General features: G+C 46.2%; 14 protein-coding genes. 7 read left to right on the top strand and 7 right to left on the bottom strand.

What is annotated here, in order from left to right:
• Nucleotides 1–2: 2 nt before the first annotated feature.
• Together hutH and hutU are read right to left on the bottom strand one after the other, a co-directional pair.
• A complete protein-coding gene (gene hutH / locus H150_RS0110755; RefSeq protein ID WP_026353658.1) occupies nucleotides 3–1538 on the bottom strand; it encodes a histidine ammonia-lyase in 1536 nt (511 codons plus the stop codon).
• 91 nt (nucleotides 1539–1629) lie between these two features.
• Nucleotides 1630–3321, bottom strand: coding sequence for a urocanate hydratase (gene hutU, locus H150_RS0110750; protein ID WP_019959070.1), 1692 nt, complete (start codon nucleotides 3319–3321; stop codon nucleotides 1630–1632).
• 179 nt (nucleotides 3322–3500) lie between these two features.
• Between hutU and hutI the strand changes: the two genes are divergently transcribed.
• The 4 genes from hutI to H150_RS0110730 all read left to right on the top strand — a co-directional run bounded on the left by hutI (nucleotide 3501) and on the right by H150_RS0110730 (nucleotide 7680).
• The gene (gene hutI / locus H150_RS0110745; protein ID WP_019959069.1) at nucleotides 3501–4721 is read left to right on the top strand and encodes an imidazolonepropionase; all 1221 of its coding nucleotides are present in this window, start codon (nucleotides 3501–3503) and stop codon (nucleotides 4719–4721) included.
• Nucleotide 4722: 1 nt separating this feature from the next.
• Nucleotides 4723–5673 (top strand): formimidoylglutamase, encoded by a 951-nt coding sequence (gene hutG / locus H150_RS0110740; RefSeq protein WP_019959068.1) that lies wholly within the window; start codon nucleotides 4723–4725, stop codon nucleotides 5671–5673.
• A 217-nt stretch (nucleotides 5674–5890) separates the two neighbouring features.
• Nucleotides 5891–6238, top strand: a complete 348-nt coding sequence (locus tag H150_RS0110735) for a methyltransferase family protein (RefSeq protein ID WP_169708877.1) — start codon at nucleotides 5891–5893, stop codon at nucleotides 6236–6238.
• A 227-nt stretch (nucleotides 6239–6465) separates the two neighbouring features.
• A complete protein-coding gene (locus H150_RS0110730; protein WP_019959066.1) occupies nucleotides 6466–7680 on the top strand; it encodes a BaiN/RdsA family NAD(P)/FAD-dependent oxidoreductase in 1215 nt (404 codons plus the stop codon).
• 103 nt (nucleotides 7681–7783) lie between these two features.
• Here the strand turns inward: H150_RS0110730 and H150_RS0110725 are convergent, their stop codons facing one another.
• Complete coding sequence (locus H150_RS0110725) at nucleotides 7784–9382, bottom strand: vWA domain-containing protein (RefSeq protein WP_019959065.1); 1599 nt, start codon at nucleotides 9380–9382, stop codon at nucleotides 7784–7786.
• 239 nt (nucleotides 9383–9621) lie between these two features.
• Here H150_RS0110725 and hrpA point away from each other — a divergent pair, with 239 nt between their 5' ends.
• Nucleotides 9622–13635 carry an ATP-dependent RNA helicase HrpA gene (gene hrpA / locus H150_RS0110720; RefSeq protein ID WP_019959064.1) on the top strand — a complete coding sequence of 1338 codons (4014 nt, stop codon included), beginning with the start codon at nucleotides 9622–9624 and terminating at the stop codon, nucleotides 13633–13635.
• Between the two features lie 117 nt (nucleotides 13636–13752).
• Here the strand turns inward: hrpA and H150_RS14840 are convergent, their stop codons facing one another.
• Together H150_RS14840 and H150_RS0110710 are read right to left on the bottom strand one after the other, a co-directional pair.
• Entirely contained in the window at nucleotides 13753–15165 is a 1413-nt protein-coding gene (locus H150_RS14840; RefSeq protein WP_019959063.1) for an FRG domain-containing protein, read from the bottom strand.
• A 197-nt stretch (nucleotides 15166–15362) separates the two neighbouring features.
• Nucleotides 15363–15650: a hypothetical protein gene (locus H150_RS0110710; RefSeq protein ID WP_019959062.1), complete on the bottom strand. Its 288-nt coding sequence runs from the start codon at nucleotides 15648–15650 to the stop codon at nucleotides 15363–15365.
• A gap of 317 nt (nucleotides 15651–15967) precedes the next feature.
• Between H150_RS0110710 and uvrA the strand changes: the two genes are divergently transcribed.
• A complete protein-coding gene (gene uvrA / locus H150_RS0110705; RefSeq protein WP_019959061.1) occupies nucleotides 15968–18814 on the top strand; it encodes an excinuclease ABC subunit UvrA in 2847 nt (948 codons plus the stop codon).
• Nucleotides 18815–18878: 64 nt separating this feature from the next.
• Here the strand turns inward: uvrA and vhb are convergent, their stop codons facing one another.
• Both vhb and H150_RS0110690 read right to left on the bottom strand, forming a co-directional pair.
• On the bottom strand, nucleotides 18879–19319 hold the full coding sequence (gene vhb / locus H150_RS0110700) for a hemoglobin Vhb (protein WP_019959060.1): 441 nt from the start codon (nucleotides 19317–19319) through the stop codon (nucleotides 18879–18881).
• A gap of 234 nt (nucleotides 19320–19553) precedes the next feature.
• Nucleotides 19554–20339, bottom strand: coding sequence for a hypothetical protein (locus H150_RS0110690; protein WP_019959059.1), 786 nt, complete (start codon nucleotides 20337–20339; stop codon nucleotides 19554–19556).
• A 210-nt stretch (nucleotides 20340–20549) separates the two neighbouring features.
• On the opposite strand from H150_RS0110690, the gene H150_RS0110685 reads away from it, so the two are divergent.
• Nucleotides 20550–22556 (top strand): TonB-dependent receptor domain-containing protein, encoded by a 2007-nt coding sequence (locus tag H150_RS0110685; protein ID WP_026353656.1) that lies wholly within the window; start codon nucleotides 20550–20552, stop codon nucleotides 22554–22556.
• The last annotated feature ends 5 nt before the right edge of the window (nucleotides 22557–22561 follow it).

The following is a 22561-nucleotide window of genomic DNA, read 5'->3' as shown; positions in this document are numbered from 1 at the left end:
CATTACGCCAAACTGCACAAGATTTGTTGTGGCAATAAATCACTCAATTGGCGTTGTGCCAGTAAGTCAGCTGCCGCTTCAATGTCAGGTGCAAAAAAACGATCTTCTTCATAAAATGGGACTTGTTCACGCAAAATCGAGCGCGCTTGTTCCAAAGCAGCAGTGGTTTTCAAGCCTTCACGCAAATCCAAACCTTGGCAGGCACCGAGCCACTCAATGGCGACAATATGACGCACATTCGCCGCCATTTCCCACAAACGCGCGCCTGCTCGTGGCGCCATCGACACATGGTCTTCTTGGTTGGCGGAGGTGGGAATGCTGTCTACCGAATTGGGAAACGCCAAAGCCTTGTTTTCGCTACAAAGCGCGGCTGCGGTCACTTGTGCAATCATAAAGCCCGAATTCACGCCACCATTGTTCACCAAAAACGGTGGCAATTGTGACATGTGTTTGTCCATCATCATCGAAATACGACGCTCAGACATCGAGCCAATTTCCGCCAAAGCCAAAGCCAAATTGTCGGCTGCCATCGCCACAGGCTCGGCATGGAAATTACCGCCCGACAACACATCACCCGTATCGGCAAACACCAATGGATTGTCCGAAACGGCATTGGCTTCCACTTCTAAAACTGCCGCCGCTTGACGCAATTGCGTCAAACACGCGCCCATCACTTGCGGCTGACAACGCAAACAATACGGGTCTTGCACTTTGCCACAATGCTCGTGCGAATGACTCACTTCGCTTTCATTGCCCAATAAATGGCGATACACACTGGCTGCGTCGATTTGTCCTTGTTGACCACGCACCGCATGAATGCGTGCATCAAACGGCGTACGCGAACCCAAGGCCGCTTCCACTGTTAACGCGCCTGTCACCGAAGCAGCAGCATACAAATCTTCCGCTTCAAACAAGCCTTGCAATGCAAAAGCGGTCGACACTTGCGTACCATTTAAAAGTGCCAAACCTTCTTTGGGTGCCAACTCAATCGCTTCAATGCCTGCTTGTTTCAAAGCATCTTGAGCCGACAACCATTGACCGTTAAAACGCGCTTTGCCGTCACCCAACAACAGCAAACTCATGTGTGCCAAGGGTGCCAAATCGCCCGATGCACCGACCGAACCTTTTAAAGGAATGTGTGGATACACTTGCGCGTTAACAAGCGCCATCAAATGGTTCAACACCACACGGCGTATGCCTGAAAAACCGCGCGCCAAACTGTTGATCTTCAAAACCATAATCAAGCGAACCAAATCGTCGCTCAAGGCTTCACCGACGCCTGCCGCATGACTCAACACAATCGAGCGTTGCAATTTTTCCAAGTCTTCGTTGGCAATGCGGGTGGAGGCGAGCAAACCAAAACCCGTGTTAATACCGTAAGCAGTACGGTTTTCCGCCACAATTTGGTTCACACATGCCACCGATTGCTCAATATTGGCATCGGCATTCGGATGCAATTGAATCTGTACGTCATTTTCAAACACATGACGCAATTGTGCCAAAGTCAAAGTACCCGGTTCTATCATCAATGTATTCATATTATTGCCCATTCATCAATTTATTGGATTGTCGTAGCATCAAGCGTCCTGTAAATGTTTACAGGACGCTTGATGCTTCACATGTTGATCATCAGCCTGTAATCATCGGCAAATTCAAACCTTGCTCTTTGGCACAATCAATGGCGATGTCGTAACCTGCATCAGCGTGACGCATCACACCAGTGGCTGGATCATTGGTCAATACGCGGGCAATGCGCGCCGCCGCTTCGTCAGTACCATCACACACAATCACCACGCCCGAGTGTTGCGAAAAACCCATGCCCACGCCACCACCATGATGCAAAGACACCCACGTCGCACCGCCTGCGGTATTCAATAAAGCATTCAAAAGCGGCCAATCTGATACTGCATCCGAGCCGTCTTGCATGGCTTCGGTTTCACGGTTCGGGCTTGCCACCGAGCCTGAGTCCAAATGGTCACGCCCAATCACAATCGGTGCCGACAATTCGCCTGAACGCACCATTTCATTGAACGCCAAACCCAATTTGGCACGCCAGCCCAAACCCACCCAACAAATGCGCGCAGGCAAACCTTGGAAAGCAATGCGTTCGCGCGCCATATCCAACCAACGGTGCAAATGTGCATCATCAGCAATCAATTCTTTAACCTTGGCGTCGGTTTTGTAAATGTCTTCCGCGTCTCCCGACAACGCCACCCAACGAAACGGTCCCACGCCACGGCAGAACAATGGGCGAATGTAAGCTGGTACAAAACCTGGGAAATCAAACGCGTTTTTCACACCCACATCTTGCGCCATTTGACGAATATTATTGCCATAATCAAACGTTGGCACACCCATTTGTTGAAAATCCAACATCGCTTGAACATGCACCGCCATCGATTCTTTAGCGGCCTGTACTATCGCTTCAGGCTCGGTTTTGGCACGCTCTTTGTACTCTTCCCAGCTCATGCCTTGTGGCAAATAACCGTTCAATGGATCATGCGCGCTGGTTTGGTCGGTGACCATATCAGGACGCACACCGCGGCGCACCAATTCTGGCAACACATCCGCTGCATTGGCACACAAAGCAATCGACACCGCTTTGCCTTCTTGCGTGTATTGTTCAATGCGCGCCAAAGCATCGTCCAAATCAGTCGCCTGCTCGTCCACGTAACGCGTGCGCAAACGAAAATCAATACTCGCTTGTTGGCATTCAATGTTGAGTGAACACGCGCCTGCCAACGAAGCCGCCAAAGGTTGCGCCCCACCCATGCCGCCCAAGCCTGCAGTTAAAATCCATTTGCCCGTCAAGTCACCGTTATAATGTTGGCGACCCGCTTCCACAAACGTTTCATACGTACCTTGCACAATGCCTTGCGAACCGATGTAAATCCAACTGCCTGCGGTCATTTGACCGTACATTGCCAAACCCTTGGCATCCAGCTCATTGAAATGTTTCCAATTCGCCCAATGCGGTACCAAATTGGAATTGGCAATCAACACACGCGGCGCGTCTTTGTGGGTTTGGAACACGCCCACAGGTTTGCCCGATTGCACCAACAAAGTTTCATTGTCGTTCAACTCTTTCAAGGTTTCTACGATTTTGTCATAACATTCCCAATTGCGTGCCGCACGACCAATACCACCATACACCACCAATTCTTTCGGATTTTCCGCCACTTCAGGATCCAAATTGTTCATCAACATGCGCAGCGGCGCTTCGGTCAACCAAGATTTGGCATTCAAAGTGGTGCCACGTGGCGCACGAATTTCCACATCACGGAATTTGTTTTGAGCGGTGTCAACAGCTGAATTTGTCATGGCTTCATCCTTTGTTTCTTAGGTGTTGGGTGTTGAGCGCAAAACTTGCGCTAACTTGTATAGACAAGAATATACAAATATTGTAATCTGCATGCAAGTATTTTTTATGCAATTTTTATAAAAAAATTTAAAATCCACACCAAACCGTTGGAAACCGTTCATTGATAAGGATGATGACCATGACCCAAGCACACCAAACCTTGTGGCAAAATGCCACCATTGCCACTTTTGACCCACAAATAGATGATTCATATGGATTATTAACCCATCATGACATCTTAGTTGAAGGCAATCAAATCATTGCCATTGCCCCATCAGGTGAATTATCAGCCGACACCATTTATCCCTTACAGGGCGCTTTGATTACACCGAGCTTAGTCGATTGCCATACCCATTTGGTCTTTGGTGGCAGCCGTGCCAATGAGTGGGAACAACGTCAAAACGGTGTGTCGTATCAAGACATCAGCGCACAAGGTGGCGGCATCAACGCCACCGTCCAAGCCACTCGCGCCATTTCTGAAACAGATTTATTCACACTCAGCCAAAAACGCTTACAAAGTTTTTTGCATGAAGGGGTGGGATTGATTGAAATCAAATCAGGTTATGGTTTGGATTTGGCAACCGAAGCGAAAACCTTGCGCGTGGCACAACAATTGGCACAACATCAAGCCATAGAAATCAGCCGCACCTTGCTTTCTGCGCATGCCATTCCGCCTGAGTTTACAGGACGCCCTGATGAGTATATGAACCACATCATTGAGGTGATTATGCCGATTTTGTGGCAACAAGATTTGTTCGATTGTGTGGATGTGTTTTGTGAAAATGTGGGTTTCAATTTGGCACAAAGCGAACGCTTGTTTCAGGCCGCCCAGCAACTGGGCATTCCCATTAAAGGTCATACCGAACAATTAAGCCTCATGGGCGGCAGTGAATTGGTGGCACGTTTTCAAGGTTGGTCGGCTGACCATGTCGAATATTTAGATGAACAAGGCATACAAGCCATGGCACAAAACGGCACTGTGGCGACCTTGTTACCGGGCGCATTTTACTTTTTACGCGAAACCCAAAAACCGCCGATTGATTTGTTGCGCCAATATGGTGTTGCGATGGCAGTGGCATCAGACTTTAACCCTGGCACCAGCCCATTTGCCTCGCTGCGTTTGGCGATGAATATGGTGTGTGTGCAATTTGGTTTGACACCGTTGGAAGCTTGGCAAGGCGTGACCGTGCATGCTGCGCGCGCTTTGCGCCGTGAACATGATTTTGGCAGCTTGCAAGTGGGTAAACCCGCCCATTTCAACGTGTGGGATACCGACACGCCTGTGGACATTGTGTATGAATTGGGTCGCTCATTTTTAAAACAACGTGTGTTACACGGCAACATCACTGTGGGAGCGTAATATGTGGCAAGCCTCTGATAGCAAAATCTGGCAAGGGCGCGACGACAGCCGCGAAAGCCCTACTGCCAAACGGGTATTTCAAACCATACATTCATTACAAACTTGGCAGCCTGAACAAACTGCTCAACATGTGGCTTTGTTGGGTTTTGCATCCGATGTCGGAGTGGCGCGTAATTTAGGGCGCGTGGGCGCAGCCAAAGCGCCGCCTGTCTTACGCCAAGCTTTGGCGAATATGGCCAGCCAAACAAGCGCCTATCCTTTGCTTGATGCAGGCGACATTCATTATCCTGATGGTGACTTGGATGCAGCTCAAAACGAATTTGCCCAAGCCGTACAAGCCATTCATGCCCATCAAGGCAAGACTTTGGTTTTGGGCGGTGGCCACGAAACTGCTTTTGCCCACGGCAGCGGCCTGTACGCAGCCTACCCCGACCAACGCATTGCCATCATCAATTTTGACCCACATTTAGACTTGCGCCGCCACCATCAAGCCACATCAGGCACGCCATTTGCCCAATTAGCCCAATTGGCGCACACTCAAAATCGCCCATTTGATTACACTTGCATTGGTGCCTCTGGTGCTGCCAATACCGCCGCGTTGTTACAGGACGCTGAACATTTGGGCGTGAATATTGTTTGGGACACCGATATACATTGGGGCAATGTTAACGCTGTTTTAAGCCACATCGAACAAGTTTTAAGTCGTGCCGACATCGTTTATTTGACCATAGATTTGGATGTCTTACCCAGCTACCAAATGCCTGCCGTTTCAGCCCCTGCCGCCTTAGGCATTGCGCTAGATTTGCTCATACACTTGATAACACCAATTTTACAAAGTGGGCGCTTGGTTGGCGCAGATGTGGCAGAATTCAATCCTGATTTTGATATCGACAAACAAGGCGCACGGGTGGCCGCACGTTTGCTGTGGCACATTTGGCAAACTTGGCGTTGAAGTGCTTGATATTCATGCCACTGTCTTTTAGCATGTGCCATTTAACCATTTGGAATCACCGCCAAAAGACAGCCATATGAAGCCATTTTTATCCAAATTGGAATTAAAAATCCCACCTGTATTGTTGCTATGGTTTTGCCTTAGCGGCGCTTATGGGCTCGCGTGGCTTTTTCCGGCTGCCCAAATTGTTCAAACGCCCTCTACACATTGGCTGCATATGATGCTGTGCAGCCTCATCGCCTTTATGGGTCTGGCATTCATTGCAGCGGGCGTGATTGCATTCAAACGCCATCAGACCACCGTCAATCCTTGGCAACCTGAAACCAGCGCACATTTGGTGCAAACTGGCATTTATAGGCGAACTCGCAATCCCATGTATGTTGGCTTTGGCTTGATTTTACTGGCTTGGTTGGTGTATTTGGCACATGCCTTCGCCATTTTATGGCTGCCATTTTTCATAGCGTATCTGACTTATTTTCAAATCCTGCCTGAAGAGCGTTTTTTAAACATCAAGTTTCAAGATGCTTTTCAACAATATTGTCAACGAGTCCGCCGTTGGCTTTAATGCCTCTTTAAGCGTCCTGTAAACGTTTACAGGACGCTTAAAAGACCCATGCACATACTCAATGCCCGCAACACCAGCGTTTCAAAATCCATATTTCAATCGAAAATTTCACCGCAACTGGCTCACAAAACGGAATAAACCTTAGCCACCGATGCCAAACAAACGTAAAATACGCCTTTCTCATTGTTTCAAATATGGCCAGTCCATTCACAAAGGTTTTTACACACATGTCACAACATTTTGACACCATCATCATCGGCGGCGGCGCTTCGGGATTTTTTGCAGCGGCTCAATTGGCTGAGCTCAGACCTGATTTGAGCATCGCCATTTTAGAGCGCGGCAAAGACGTTTTGTCCAAAGTCAAAATTTCGGGCGGTGGCCGTTGTAATGTGACGCATGCGTGTTTTGTACCGAATGAATTGACCAAGTTTTACCCGCGTGGCGAACGCGAATTGAAAGGCCCGTTTCATTCGTTTTGTACAGGCGACACGATGGCGTGGTTTGAAAACCGTGGCGTGCGTTTGAAAATTGAAGAAGATGGGCGCATTTTCCCAGAGTCAGACGACTCACAAACCATCATTGATTGCTTGATTAAAGCGACTCAAAACGCACAAGTATTAACCAGCACCACCGTTCACAGTCTGTACCAACAAGAAGGCGTGTGGCAATTGATGAGCAATAAAGGCTTGTTCAGCGCCCAAAAGGTGGTGGTCGCCACAGGCAGCAATCCCAAAGTGTGGGAAATGATGGCGACATTGGAACATGACATTGTGCCACCTGTGCCATCTTTGTTCACGTTCAATACCAAAGACAAACGCTTGCAAGACTTAATGGGCGTGGCTGCCAACCCAGTCAATGTCAAAATCAAAGGGCAAAACTTGCAAGCGAAAGGTCCATTGTTGATTACCCATTGGGGCATGAGCGGTCCTGCGATTTTGCGCTTGTCGGCTTGGGGCGCGCGGGCGTTGGCCGATGTGAATTATCAATTTGAGTTGGTTGTTAATTGGACGGCAGAATATACACATGATGAAATCATCGAAGAATTGTTGGCATTCAAACAAGAGCATCCGAAAAAAACCATCAGCAAATACCCACAACACCACATTCCTAACCGCTTGTGGCACAGCTTGGTGCAAGCATCTGGCATTGCCGAAACCTTAATTTGGGCAGACGCCAACAAAAAACAATTGCAACAATTGGCCGAACAAATGACGCAATGCACGTTTCAAATCCATGGCAAAAGCATTTTCAAGGAAGAATTTGTCACCGCAGGTGGCATGGCTTTGAAACAAATCAACTTCAAAACCATGCAAAGCAAATTGCATGAAAATCTGTATTTCACAGGCGAAGTCTTGGACATCGATGCCATCACTGGCGGCTTTAACTTCCAAAATGCGTGGACAACCGGCTTTTTGGCTGCCCAAGCCATTGCCGCCCAATAAGCTTTTAATCTGCAACAAACGGCCTGTAAACATTTACAGGACGCTTGTTGTTTGCTATTTCAAATACATATTATATACGGCCTTAAGATGATGAAGGCTGATTTCAATTGGCTTGGTTGGCAGATAAATTTTGCGCCCTGCCAATCAATTCCACCAATTCTTGGCGCAAACCAAACTCATCCTTGCCTTTAGCCTCTTTCGCCCATGTAGACGCATCCGACCATGTGCGTTTGCCCACCATGTCACCGCCACGCAACAATTGTCCATAAGTGGCCACCGCAATGGTAAAACGGGTGTCGTTGCTGGCTTGTGCTAAGGCTTTGCTGCTCACGAGTACAGGACGGCTTAGCAACACGCTGGTGGATTTTCCCACTGGTTTGTAACGCACATTCACATGGGCATATTCTGCTTTATCGCCTTGGGATGGCGCAGGGTTTTGATAGCGCGAAGTATTGAGCCAACCTTTGACGCCTTGTGGCACAAACTCATACAAAGCCGTCACCGTATGCCCTGCACCAATGTCACCTGCATCTTTGTTGTCATTATTAAAATCTTCTTGCTTGAGCAAACGGTTTTCATAACCAATCAAGCGGTATTGTGACACCGTGGCAGGATTGAATTCCACTTGAATTTTGACATCAGATGCCACTGTCGACAAAGTCGAGGTCAACTGCTGTTGCAACACTTTTTTGGCCTCTTTTTCATTGTCAATATAAGCGTAATTGCCATCACCAGCATCGGCCATTTGTTCCATCAAATGCTCATTGTAATTGCCCGTACCAAAACCCAAAGTGGTCAAAGACACGCCACTTTTACGCTGCTGCTCGACACGGCTTTTTAAGGTATTAAAATCCACCGTACCCACATTAAAGTCGCCATCTGTCATCATCAAAATGCGATTGATGCCGTCTTTAATATGGTGTTTTTGCGCTTGTTTGTACGCCACCTCCATCGCGTCCGCTCCAGCCGTACTGCCACTGGCACGCAATTGGTCTATCGCTTTGAGCAAGTCGTTTTTATCCCGACCATTGGCACCACTGATGTGAACTTGTGTGCCACTGGCATACGCCACCAAAGTCACTTTGTCTTGCGGTCGCAATTGCTCGGTCAACAAACGCAAAGTTTGCTTCACCAACGGCAATTTGTTGTTGTCATCCATTGAGCCTGACACATCGACCAAAAATACCAAATTGGCAGGCGGCATGGCTTCTTTTTTCTGCTCTTGTGCTTGCATCACGATGCGCAACACTTTAGCGTCCTGTAACCAAGGCGAATCCACCACTTCCGTTTCCAACGCAAAAGGATGTGGTTTGTGTGCCGTCAATTTGGCATCCAATGGAAAATAATTGATCAATTCTTCCATTCGCACAGCATCTTTTGGCGGCAATTGTCCTTGGTTTAAAAAACGCCGCACATTGGCATAAGAACCTGTGTCCACATCGGCACTGAAAGTGGAAATGGGCTCGCGACTGACCTCTTTAACAGGATTGTCTACCAATTCACCATAACGTTCGGTGTCTTGAACCGATGCGGTTGCCACTTCTGGCATATAAGGTGCGGCAGCAGCATGAATCGCTTGTGGTGCCAAGTTACGAGCCATGGTTTCAGATTGCGCTGATGTGGATAGCTGATGTGCAGGGTTGCCACCACAACCACTTAATAACGCACTGACCACCAAAAACGATGATATTTTGATATGCATGCTGCCACTCCTTTAAATTTAAAAAGGTGATTGGGATATGTGTTGTATAGAATATAAACCTTAAAAGCCACATCTCCAATGATTTCACGGTCATTTCACCCAAATTTCAAAACCCAAAGCTCACACAACAACACAGACAAATTGGATGACAACGGTTAAAATAGCAAATGTGTTGTCGGTGCTTTGAATTGTGCCACCTAATCCCCATCTATCCAGCCTTAATAGCAATAAGCCACCTTATGTCATTTGATTTGAAACAAACCCTCAGCCGCGACCGTCATTTTTTACAGCAAGCTTGTAAACACCCTGAAAAATTTGGTGGACAAGCCGCAGTAGAACAAAAATACGCACGGTCGCACGAACGCTTTTTGGCACGTCTCGCCACTTTGCCTAAGCCAAGTTATACGGGAAATTTGCCCGTACATGACAAATTGGACGACATCAAAGCCGCCATTGCTAAGCATCAAGTGGTGATTGTGGCAGGTGAAACGGGTTCAGGCAAAACCACACAATTGCCAAAAATTTGTTTGCAATTGGGTCGTGGCGTGGCAGGTTTGATTGGTCACACGCAACCGCGTCGTTTGGCTGCGCGTGCAGTGGCAGAACGCATTGCTGAAGAATTGGGTTCGGAAATTGGCCAAGCAGTCGGTTACAAAGTGCGTTTTAACGACAAAACCCGTCCTGAAAGCCACATCAAATTGATGACCGACGGCATTATGCTCGCCGAAACCCAAACCGATCGCTACTTGACCCAATATGACACTATCATCATTGACGAAGCGCACGAACGCAGCCTCAACATTGATTTTTTGCTCGGCTATTTGAAAAATTTGTTGCCGCGCCGCCCTGATTTGAAAATCATCATCACCTCAGCCACCATCGATTCAGAACGCTTTGCCGAACACTTTGCCATCAACGGTAAAAAAGCCCCTGTGATTGAGGTTTCAGGCCGCACATTCCCGATTGAAATGCGTTACAGGCCGCTGGGCGACGATGCCAACGAAGACGAAGAAGACATGACGCTGATGGATGGCATTGTCGATGCGGTGGACGAATTGTGCCGTTTGGGAGATGGCGACATTTTGGTGTTTTTAGCAGGTGAAAAAGACATCCGCGAAGCAGCCGAAGCCTTGCGCAAAGGCAATCGCCGCAACTTAGATGTATTGCCTTTGTTTGCACGTTTGTCTGCGCAAGAGCAACACCAAATTTTCCATCCCAACGGTCAACGTCGTCGGGTGATTTTAGCCACCAATATCGCTGAAACATCGCTCACTGTACCGGGCATCCGCTTTGTGGTCGACACAGGTTTGGCAAGGGTCAAACGCTATTCAGCGCGCGCCAAAGTTGAACAATTGCATGTGGAAAAAATTTCTCAAGCGGCCGCACGCCAACGTGCAGGACGCTGTGGACGGGTTGCCGCAGGTGTGGCGATACGCTTATATTCTGAAGAAGATTTCAATACCCGTTCTGAATATACCGATCCGGAAATTCTGCGCTCCAATTTGGCAGCGGTGATTTTGCGCATGGTCAGCTTGAATTTGGGCGATGTGGCAGCGTTTCCATTTTTGCAAGCGCCCGATCAACGTTATATTAACGATGGTTTTCAGGTGTTATTGGAATTGGGTGCAGTGGGTGAAAACAACCGCTTGACCAAGTTGGGCGAACAAATGGCAAAACTGCCTGTCGACCCCAAAATCGCACGCATGATGCTTGCAGCCAAACGCCTCAATTGTATGCCGGAAATGCTGATTATTGTGTCGGCTTTGTCGATACAAGACCCACGCGAACGCCCGTTTGAAGCCCGTGAAGCGGCAGATAAAATGCACGAACGCTTCAAAGACAAAGAATCCGATTTTTTATCGTATTTGTATTTGTGGGAATTTTTCCAAAGCACGCGTGCACAAAAATCTTACAAGCAAACCATGCAAATTTTGCAGCAACACTTTTTGAGTGTGCCACGCATGCGTGAATGGCGTGAACTGCACCAACAATTACAACAAACTGCCCGTGATTTGGATTTATTGCCCAAAGAAATGGTGCACAGCGATAAAACCATTAACATTCAGGCCGCTCCTGACAAAAGTCACAAACCTGCTTATAAAACCAATAAAAATGAACATGCAGTCGACGCCAAAACGCAACACAAAATGTTGCAACACGGCGGCGCGGAAGCCAGTTATGACCAAATCCACCGTGCTTTGCTCACAGGTTTGATTGCGCAAGTGGGTTTGAAATCGCCTGAAAGCCACGAGTATCAAGGCGCGCGTGGCAGCCGTTTTCATTTGTTCCCAGCCTCCAATTTGTTCAAAGCCAAACCAAAATGGGTGATGGCGGCGGAATTGACCGAAACGACTAAGCTGTATGCGCGTGATGTGGCGAAAATCAATCCAGAATGGATCGAAATCGAAGCGCCACATTTGGTCAAAAAACACTATTTTGAGCCTCATTGGTCCAAAGAGCGTGGCGAAGTGTTGGCTTCCGAACGGGTGACTTTGTACGGTTTGACTGTTTTGCCACGCCGTTTGGTCAGCTATGGCCGCATCGCACCACAAGAAGCACGCGAATTGTTCATACGCGGCGCATTGGTAGAACAGCAAGCGAATTTTCAGGACGCTTTTTTCAAACACAATGCCAAACTCATCAAAAACATTGCCGATTTGGAACACAAATCGCGCAAGCAAGATGTGTTGGTTGACGATGAAGTATTGTTTGATTTTTACCAACAGCAAATTCCCGAAACGCATACCAATGGTAAAAAAACGCATCCGATTGTTGATGCTGCCTCTTTCCATGCTTGGCTCAAACAAGATGGCGACGAGCAAAGTTTGTATTTGAGTCGCGATGATTTGATGCAGCATTCTGCTTCTCACATTACCGATGCGCAATTTCCCAAAACCTACAAAACTGCGGACGGCGCATTCAAATTGACTTATCGCTTTGAGCCGCACCATATTTTGGACGGCGTGACCATGACGGTACCTTTGCCTGTACTCAATCGTTTGGATGCGGTGCAATTGGAATGGTTGGTTGCAGGTTTGATACGTGAAAAACTGCAATTGTTGATTAAGGCTTTGCCCAAACAAGTGCGTCGCGTGTGCGTGCCTGTGCCTGATTTTATCACCCGTTTTTTGGCGCGTGAACCGAATCAAAACGAAGCGATTTTGCCGCAATTGGCACAATTCATTGTGCGTGAATTTGGCGATGTGCGCATTTTAGAGCAGATTGATTTCGATGCTTGGGCGCAAACAGAATTGCCAAATCACTGTCATTTCAACCTTCGTGTGATTGACGATGGCGGGCAAGAATTGGGCATAGGTCGAGATTTGCTCGCCTTACAACAAAAACTCGGTCACGCCGCCGCCGTCACCTTCAGCGACAACGCCAACGAATTTGAAAAAGAACACATCACCAATTGGAACATAGGTAAATTACCCGATTCGATTAAATTTGCGCGCGGCAAGCAACAATTGACCGGCTTTTTAGGCTTGCAAGTGCAAAGCGATGGCAGCATTGCTTTGAAATTGTTTGATACGGCTTTGGCTGCCGAACAAGCGCATTTTGATGGCGTGATTGCATTAATGAGCCGCCAACTCAAAGAACACATCAAAGATTTGAACAAAGGCTTGGCATCGTTTACCCAAGTGGCGATGTTGCTCAAACATTTGGGTGTGGATGCTTTGCGTGAAGACATCACTCGCGCTGTTTGCCAACGGGCGTTTATTGGCGATGATGATTTGCCGCGGGACGAAAAAGATTTCAAAGAGCAAATCAAACGCGCGCGCAGCCGTTTGCCTGCGGTAAAAGAGGCTTTGAACCAATATTTGCTGGCAGTGGCGCAAGAATACGCACCATTGATACAACGCTTGCAAAAACACCCTTTAAAAAATGTGTTGCAACAACAATTGAATGCTTTGATTTACGACGGTTTTGTCAGCCAAACGCCTTGGAGCCAATGGCCGCATTTGGCGCGTTATTTAAAAGCCATGAATTTGCGCATGGACAAATACAGCGCCAATATGGCGCGCGATGCCGAGCGTGAGCGGGATATTCAAGCCTTAACCCAACAATGGCAACAACATCTGGATGCGTTAAAGCGCAACAATCAAGACATCAACCCTGCATTGCAACAATTCCGTTGGCACATCGAAGAATTGCGTGTGTCATTGTTTGCCCAAGAGCTGAAAACGCCTTATCCCGTGTCTGTCAAACGCTTGCAAAAACAATGGAGCGAATTGACGCGTGTGGTCAAATAAGCGGCCTGTAAACCAAACGGTCATATGTATTTTTAATATACATGGCATCATAGAATATTGGATAAAGCCACAAACGTTCTGTAAACCTTTACAGGACGCTTGCTTTGTCACAAACCGTTATTTTCCATATCTTTCTTTCAAATCTGCCGCCACTTTTTCAATGTCAGTAAACAAAGTGCCTTCGGAAATGGCTAGGGCTTTGAGTTGTTTTAAGATGGTGGATTTACTGTCTTTGGGAATATGAATGCAGATGGTTTTACCGTTTTGACGACACAAATATTGGTCAGGAATGCTGGGCGCGCTCAATTTATCATGTGCTTCTTCATTAATCCCAAAGATGAAAAATGCGCCACTTTGGCGAATGATGTGTGGATTGTCTTGTTTGGGTTTGACGCAAACCACTTTCGCAATGTCTTCAAGCTTCATCAACTCAGTTAAAAAATAAGGCTTTTCAGATTGAATGTAAGCTGTGTATTTTCTGAAAGCAGCCTTAGCTTTGCTGTGATTGTAACATTTTGAATTTAATTCAAAATATTTAATTATATTAAATAATTGATGCATAATACCCTTATCAATCTCGTTTTCTCTTAAAGATAATTCTGTTATTACTTTACATTTTTGAGCCCAATCTTCACCAAATATCATTAATTCATCGATATTTAAATTAACAGAATTTCGACTTACAACCCTACTTAACCAATCTAACCACTTTGTCAGCCACTTTATATCTTGCTCTAAACCTTCAAGAAAATATATTTTTAAATCTTTTTCAATACCATTTTTAGCATGATTTTCAATTTCAACTAAATTTGGCAATTTCTTTTTTAAATAAAGACATTCTTGTAAATCTTTGTCTACAAAAAATCTACTATTATGTATAAATTCAACCAAACCATTAAAGCAATTTATGTATCCAATCTCATTTCTCAAATCCATTAACTTTTGATTAGCCTCTTTATATTTTTCATCTGAAAAATTGTCTACATCAATGGAGTTATCAAATATTTTTGATGAAAAAAAATCCACTTGCTGCATCAATTGAATGCTTTTCAAATCAAACTCACTCGGCATTTTCACCACGTTCGCCAACATCGCCACCGTATCGCTGTCATAACGTTTGATTTCAGTATTTTCAACTTGAAAAATATCAACTTTGGCATCGTCATTTTCATGACCTGCACACGCAAAATACAATGCCACCAAAGGATTTTCTGTAATATCTAATAAGCGTGTTGGAATGCCGTAATGCTGCATCATCACCAAATTTTCAAACGTGTTATCACAATGCTTAAAATTGTCTGAACAGCGTGCCAAAGTGTCGTAATACAAATGGTCTTCGTTATAGACAAATTCATGAATGGATTCTGGTTTTGCCTTTCGAAAAATCGATGGTTTGTTTTCCCATTCATGGTTTGCACTGCCACGAAAAAACAGCGTGTGCGTTTTTTCAATCGTTAAACTTTCCAAATATCTCATGTAATCGGAAACGCTTTTGATTTCCTCAATGTGCTGATAATTACCTTGTTGCATGTCTAACCGTCGCCCCTATTTTGATTTCATTCAGTATATTGTCATTTATCATCCCAATACAAACAAAAACAAGCGTCCTGTAAAGGTTTACAGGACGCTTGTTTTGACAACTTCAAAGCTGGCTATCAATGGCACATCGCTTTTCTGATTGTATACAAAATAAGATATAAGCCATGTCATCCATTTTTAAAATGGCTTTAAATTTTAGGCGGGGCGTTACTTTGAATGTCTAACACTTCTTGAAATTCATAAATTTCAATCGTTCCCATATCAGGGTCTTGCTCGGTGCGCACGTGTTTGAATCGCTCCACTCGCATTTCAACACTGGCAGGTTGCTCTGTGTCCGCATCTATATCTGTCGGCTCAGAAGTAGCACGATTCAAATCGTAATATTCCACCACCGCGTCAATAGGCACAATCAAATCTGTACCCGTAGCACGTTGGTGTTTGGCAGCACTACCTCCCACTAATTTGGCATTAATCATGAAGCCTCCTCGTCACAATGGTCAATATAGAATCTGAATATATGACCTGTGCAATGAATCAGCCGTTCCATTGCAACTGTCATTTACCATCATGGTGTTAATTTGATATAGATAAAAATCCTGTTCAGCATTGCATAGAACTGACATGTTTATGTTCATCAAAAAAGCAAAATGTATACATTCGCTTAATACCCAAATTTTACAAACACACCTCAATTTTACTTGCTATTTCAACCATAAAATTCACCTATCGCAACAGCTCATTAAGCTGAAAAATGTTACAATATTGGGTTTCCCTCTAAGTTAAAAATTTCGCCATGACCGACTACATCCGCATCCGCGGCGCACGCACGCACAATTTAAAAAACATCGATTTGGACATTCCACGCCACCAATTGGTGGTGATTACGGGCTTATCAGGCAGTGGCAAATCCTCATTGGCGTTTGATACTTTGTATGCCGAAGGACAGCGTCGTTATGTGGAAAGCTTGTCGTCTTATGCGCGTCAGTTTTTGCAAATGATGGACAAACCCGATGTGGACTTGATTGAAGGCCTCTCGCCTGCGATTTCCATCGAACAAAAATCCACTTCGCACAATCCACGTTCGACTGTGGGCACAGTGACCGAAATTCACGACTATTTGCGCTTGTTGTTTGCTCGTGTTGGCACACCACATTGTCCTGAGCATGATATCGCCTTGTCTAGCCAAACCGTTTCGCAAATGGTCGACAGTATTTTGGCATTGCCTGAAGACACCAAAATCATGTTGTTGGCACCTGCGGTTTCAGGACGCAAAGGCGAATTTGTCGAACTGTTCAATGATTTGCGCGTGCAAGGCTTCACGCGTGTGCGCATTGATGGCACCACTTATTCTTTAGACGATGAATTGCCCGTCCTGAATAAAAATCAAAAACACCATATTGATGTGGTGATAGACCGCATCAAAGTGCGTCCTGATATGCAACAACGCTTGGCTGAAAGCATCGAAACAGCATTGCGCCATGGTAGCGATCGGGTATTGGCTTTGGAAATGGACACCGATGTTGAACATTGGTTTTCAGCGCAATTTGCTTGTCCGAAATGTGCTTACAGCTTGATGGAGTTGGAGCCACGCTTATTCAGTTTCAATAATCCTGTTGGTGCCTGCCCCACTTGTGATGGCTTAGGGACAATGATGTATTTCGATGAAGAGGCAGTGGTCATTCATCCGGAATTGTCTTTGGCAGCAGGTGCTATCAAAGGTTGGGACAAACGCAATCAGTTTTACCATCAAATGATTGTGTCTTTGGCCAAGCATTATGATTTTGACATCAATACACCTTGGGAAGATTTGCCTAAAACCACCCAAAAAGCGGTGTTATATGGCTCAGGAAAAGAAGTCATTGAATTCAAATATTTAAATGACAAAGGCACAACATTCAACCGCAGCCACGCTTTTGAAGGCGTGATTCCCAATTTAGAACGCCGTTACCGTGAAACCGATTCGCAAACGGTGCGTGAAGAATTGGCCAAATACCAAAGCTTCCGCGCTTGTACCACTTGTGGCGGCGCACGTTTGCGCAAAGAAGCCCGCTTTGTGTATGTCGGTGGCGAAAATTTACACCATATCAGCGCATGGCCTTTGAGCAAAACTTTGGATTTTTTCCAAAACTTGGATTTGGGCGGCAACAAACAGCAAATTGCCGAAAAAGTCTTGAAGGAAATCACCGAACGCTTAGGCTTTTTAATCAATGTCGGCTTGAATTATTTGTCACTCGCCCGCTCTGCTGAAACCTTATCAGGCGGCGAAGCGCAGCGCATTCGCTTGGCCAGCCAAATCGGTTCGGGTTTAACTGGCGTGATGTACGTCTTGGATGAGCCGTCTATTGGTTTGCACCAACGTGACAACGACCGTTTGCTTGGCACGCTCAAACATTTGCGTGATTTGGGCAACAGTGTGATTGTGGTCGAACATGACGAAGATGCCATTCGTGCGGCCGATTATGTGGTGGATATGGGTCCTGGCGCAGGTGAATTGGGCGGCGCGGTACTGATTGCCGATACACCTGAAAAAATCGCCGCATGCGAGCAATCGATTACAGGACGCTATTTAAGTGGCAAAGCAGCAATTTACATTCCAGCACAACGCACGCCTAAAGATGCAGAACGCATATTGGTCTTAAAAGGTGCTTCGGGCAATAATTTGAAAGATGTGACTTTGGAATTGCCCTTAGGTTTGATGACGTGCATCACAGGCGTGTCAGGCAGCGGCAAATCGACTTTGATCAACGACACTTTGGCCAAAATCGCCGCGCGTGATTTGAACCGTGCCACCAAAGACGAGCCATCGCCTTATACCGAGATTCAAGGCTTGGAGCAATTGGACAAAGTCATCAATGTCGACCAAAGCCCAATTGGACGCACGCCCCGCTCCAACCCTGCAACCTATACAGGTGTATTCACACCGATTCGTGAATTGTTTGCAGGCGTGCCTGTTTCACGTGAACGCGGTTACAACGTCGGTCGCTTCTCGTTCAACGTCAAAGGCGGCCGCTGCGAAGCGTGTCAAGGCGATGGCGTTTTAAAAGTAGAGATGCATTTCTTGCCCGATGTGTATGTACCGTGTGAGGTTTGCCACGGCAAACGCTACAACCGTGAAACTTTGGAAATTTTGTACAAAGGCAAAAACATTCACCAAGTATTGGAAATGACGGTTGCCGAAGCGCATGCTTTTTTTGAAGCCATTCCCACCTTATCACGCAAATTACAAACTTTGATGGATGTGGGTTTGAGTTATGTGCGTTTGGGTCAAAGCGCGACCACATTATCAGGCGGTGAAGCGCAACGGGTGAAATTGGCATTGGAATTGTCCAAACGCGATACAGGCCGCACTTTGTACATTTTGGATGAACCAACCACAGGTTTGCATTTTGCCGACATCGCTTTATTGCTAGAAGTTATCACACGCTTAAAAGGCAAAGGCAACAGCATCGTCATCATCGAACACAATTTAGATGTCATCAAAACCGCCGATTACATCATTGATTTGGGTCCTGAAGGTGGCGATGGTGGCGGACGCATCATTGCCCAAGGCACACCTGAAGACGTCGCAGCAACGGCGGGCTCTTACACAGGGCAATATTTGTCCCAAGTTTTGGCCAACAGCCAAACTGCTGCTGTGTAAATATCAGACGTAAAAAAACGCACCTTATGGTGCGTTTTTTATGTCCTGAAAGCGGCCTGAAACTTTATTCAACCGCTTGAGCGTACAAATCTGCTTCCACTTGAATAAACACATCTGCAATCACGCCATAAGCCTTGCCCCACGCGTCCAAAATGTCATCGGTTGCGGCATCGCCCAATACTTCTTTAATCGCACCCAACAATTCTTGACCGACAATCGGATAATGCGCTGCTGCCACGCCTGCTTGACAATGTTTGACTGCAATTTTTTTGACCGCAGGCAAAATAGCTGGCAAATTTTCAATGTTTTGCGCTGCCGCCAATACCGTCATCGCCAAAGCCTTAGGCTGCTCCAAAGATTCTTGGCGACCCATATCAAACAAAGGACGTACTTCAGGGTGTTTGGCAAACAAGTTTTTATAAAAAGTCGTGGTAATGGTAACGCCATGCTCCTTCAATACAGGAACAGTGGCTTTGATGATGTTAATGGTTTGCTGGTCTAACATGAGGGTCTTCCTTAAGTTCATTATTATGGTTTTGCCATACATCAGTATGGTGTAGCAGCACTTATTATAATCTTTATTGCCTCTTAAAACTTAATCCACATCAAAACTCAAATACTTTTAACCCCAGCGTCCTGTAAGCTTTTTCACATTGAATTTAATGGCTGAAACTATTTATGTTGCTGCTATAAAAAACGCCCTTAATGGGCGTTTTGACATCATGCTCACAATGACCATTTATTGAGTGGCGCCATCCACCAAAAACTCACTTGGAAACACAGCGGCCTGAAACACCGCAGGTCGCTCTTGGTCTTGCCAAGTAATGGTCATGCGCTGCTCTTGTTGCAAACGCAATGACAAAGCCACTGTATCGGCAGGCGATTGCAACTTCCATGTGTGTTCGGTCGCTTGAACAGGATAAGTTTGAGGTTTCTCATCACCCAATTGAACGGTAATGCGACATTCGGTTTGCTCTGCTGCACAAACTGTCGTTTGATGCTCCAAAGGCATCAAAGCCAAGCTGCCATCTTGTTGCCACACCCACAACCATTGCGGCTCATGCTGTTGCTCAGTCAAATACAAAGCTTGTGGCGTGCGATGCCATTGCGCCTCGGTTTGTAACTCTTTCAGCCCGATAGCTTGCCAAGACGCAGGTGTCACCAAACCCAATAACGGCAATGTGAACGCATACCACAACGCAGCCAACACAACAATCAATCCTAACAAATACCAACGCCCTACTTTTCGTGGTTTGGCCGCTTGCGCATTGACAGGACGCTCCAACACCGCTTGCGATGGTGTTTGGCGTGAAGTTGCTGCCGTTTGCATAAAGACATCAGGCTGTTTTTGACGCAGTTTGCTGTCATAACGCTGACGCATATCCGTATTGAGCAACCACACCTCTGCCTTATCCAATACCTCCACAGGTATTTGGTTTTGCAAGCGTTTGAGCTTAATCATGGTTGCGATGGTTTCAGTTGGTGCATACACACCCACGCCCAATAAATGATAAAAATTAACCAACTTGCCGCCCTTATCCGTCACCTATATACAATACGCATGACGAATATAACATTGAAACGTTCCCATCGGCAGTTATTCGTGTCAACAAACCAGCTGAGTCACAACATTTTGAAACCATTTATACACACTATCAATTTTTTAAAATGAAAATTATTATCATCTGTATTAGAATAATGTCCTCTTTTGATTCCCAAACAAGTTTGTCCGACCATGTCCCGTTTCTCTACTTCTTTGCGCCCCATCGCATTTTTAATTTTAGGCTTAAGCACTTCTGTTTATGCAAACGATGCCGCCTCTGACAACGATACCGATTTAGGTGCTATCACTGTCACGGCCAATCAATCGCCTTCACAAATCAACAGCGATAAAGTCAGCGTGCGCCAAGCCGACAGCATTCGTGATGTATTGCGTGACATTCCCGGTGTTTACGTCGGTGGCACCAACAACATGAACCAGCAAATCCAAGTGCGCGGCGTTGGCGAAACAGGTTTGAATATCACCGTCGATGGCGCGCGCCAATTGGGCACCATTTTCCATCACAATGGCCGCACCTTAATTGATACCGATTTGATCAAACGTGTGAACGTGGATGTTGGCAGTCATTCGGTGTCTGCGGGCATGGGTGCTTTGGGCGGGGCGGTACAATTTACCACCGTCAGCGCTGAAGATTTATTGAACAATGAAGAACGCTTTGGCGGCAAAGTCAAATCCAGCTACGCCACCAATAATAACCAATGGCAAAACTCAGTCATGCTCTTTGGTCGCCCAACAGACAACACCGACGTATTGGGTTATGTCAACTACAAATCGATGAATTTGGGTGAATCAGGCGACAACCGTCCTTTAGGCGGCGATGGCGAAGAAATCGATTATTTGATTAAAGCGGGCTGGAACATCACGCCTGAACAAAAAATCACGGTGTCAGCCGAACGCAATGATTTGAGCGGCCTGTATCCTGCGCGCATGGAATTTCCACACAATGATTTGAACAGCAATCAATTCAACCCTTTGATTGATCAAGAATACACCCGCGACACCCAAACCTTGGGCTATGCTTACAATCCATCTGCCAACGAATGGATCGATTTGGAAGCGAAGATTTATCGCACCAAAATCCAATTGAATAACGGTAAAGATGCCCAAAAATACGTTGGCGTGAGTGCTTTAAATTGGTTGTCCAAATTGGAAATTGAAACCGTTGGCGGCACCTTGACCAACACATCGGTTTTCGATACAGGCTCAGTCAATCACAACATGCGTGTCGGTTATGAGTTTTTTGACACTGAAAACCAAAAACAAGATGCTTACACGGGCAAAATCAGCCAAGGCGAAAGCGGACGCTTGCATTCTGTGTATGTCGAAGACCGTTTGAATGTGGGCAATTTCAGCGTGACACCGGGTTTGCGTTACGACCATTACCGTTTAGAAAACCCTGTGAGCGGCTCTCGTGACTATGACAATGTCAGCAAAGCATTGGAAATTGCTTACCAATTTGACAACGGCCTGAAAGCTTACGCTTCTTACACCGACTTGTTCCGCGCACCTGACACAATGAACGCCATGTTCTTGTCTTATGCCAACAACACCGATTTGAACACTTTGGAAGCGGAAAAAGGCAAAAACAAAGAAATCGGCTTGTCATACAGCAAAAGCCAATTATTGGGTGACGACGATTTGAGTTTGCAGGTGAAATACTTCCAAGCCAACTACGACAACATCATCTCGGTTTCAGGTCCACGCAACAGCTTAGACCGCAAAAATATCGGCTCAGGCGACATCACAGGTTTTGAAGCGAGCGCACGTTACCGTTACGAAAACTGGCGCACAAGTGTTGGTTTTAGCAAATCTGACATTGATTTGTATGATGGCATTTCTGCCAACAACACCGCCATTGGCCGCGACATGGGTGCCAAATGGAATGTGTCTTTGGCATATGACTGGATTGGCACAGGCATCAGCGCACAATGGGATTCAACCTTCCAACGCCGTTACACCAGCCACAATGCAGAAAAACCCGGTTACGGCATCAGCGACATCAGCGTGCATTGGAAACCACAAAGCGGCAGCTTCAAAGGCTTGGAAACAAGCTTGGGTGTGTACAATGTGTTTGACAAATTCTATGTCTCACAAAGCGCACGCCAACAAGACCCTTTGAATCCATTGACCGACTATGAAATGGGTCGCAATATCAAAGCCACCGTGTCTTATCGCTTTTAAGTAAG

The sequence above is a fragment of the Vitreoscilla stercoraria DSM 513 genome, from assembly GCF_000382305.1.
In the GTDB taxonomy this organism is placed as follows: Bacteria; Pseudomonadota; Gammaproteobacteria; order Burkholderiales; family Neisseriaceae; genus Vitreoscilla; species Vitreoscilla stercoraria.
Note: the sequence above shows the minus strand (reverse complement) of the source record. Positions and strands in the feature narration are given on the sequence as shown.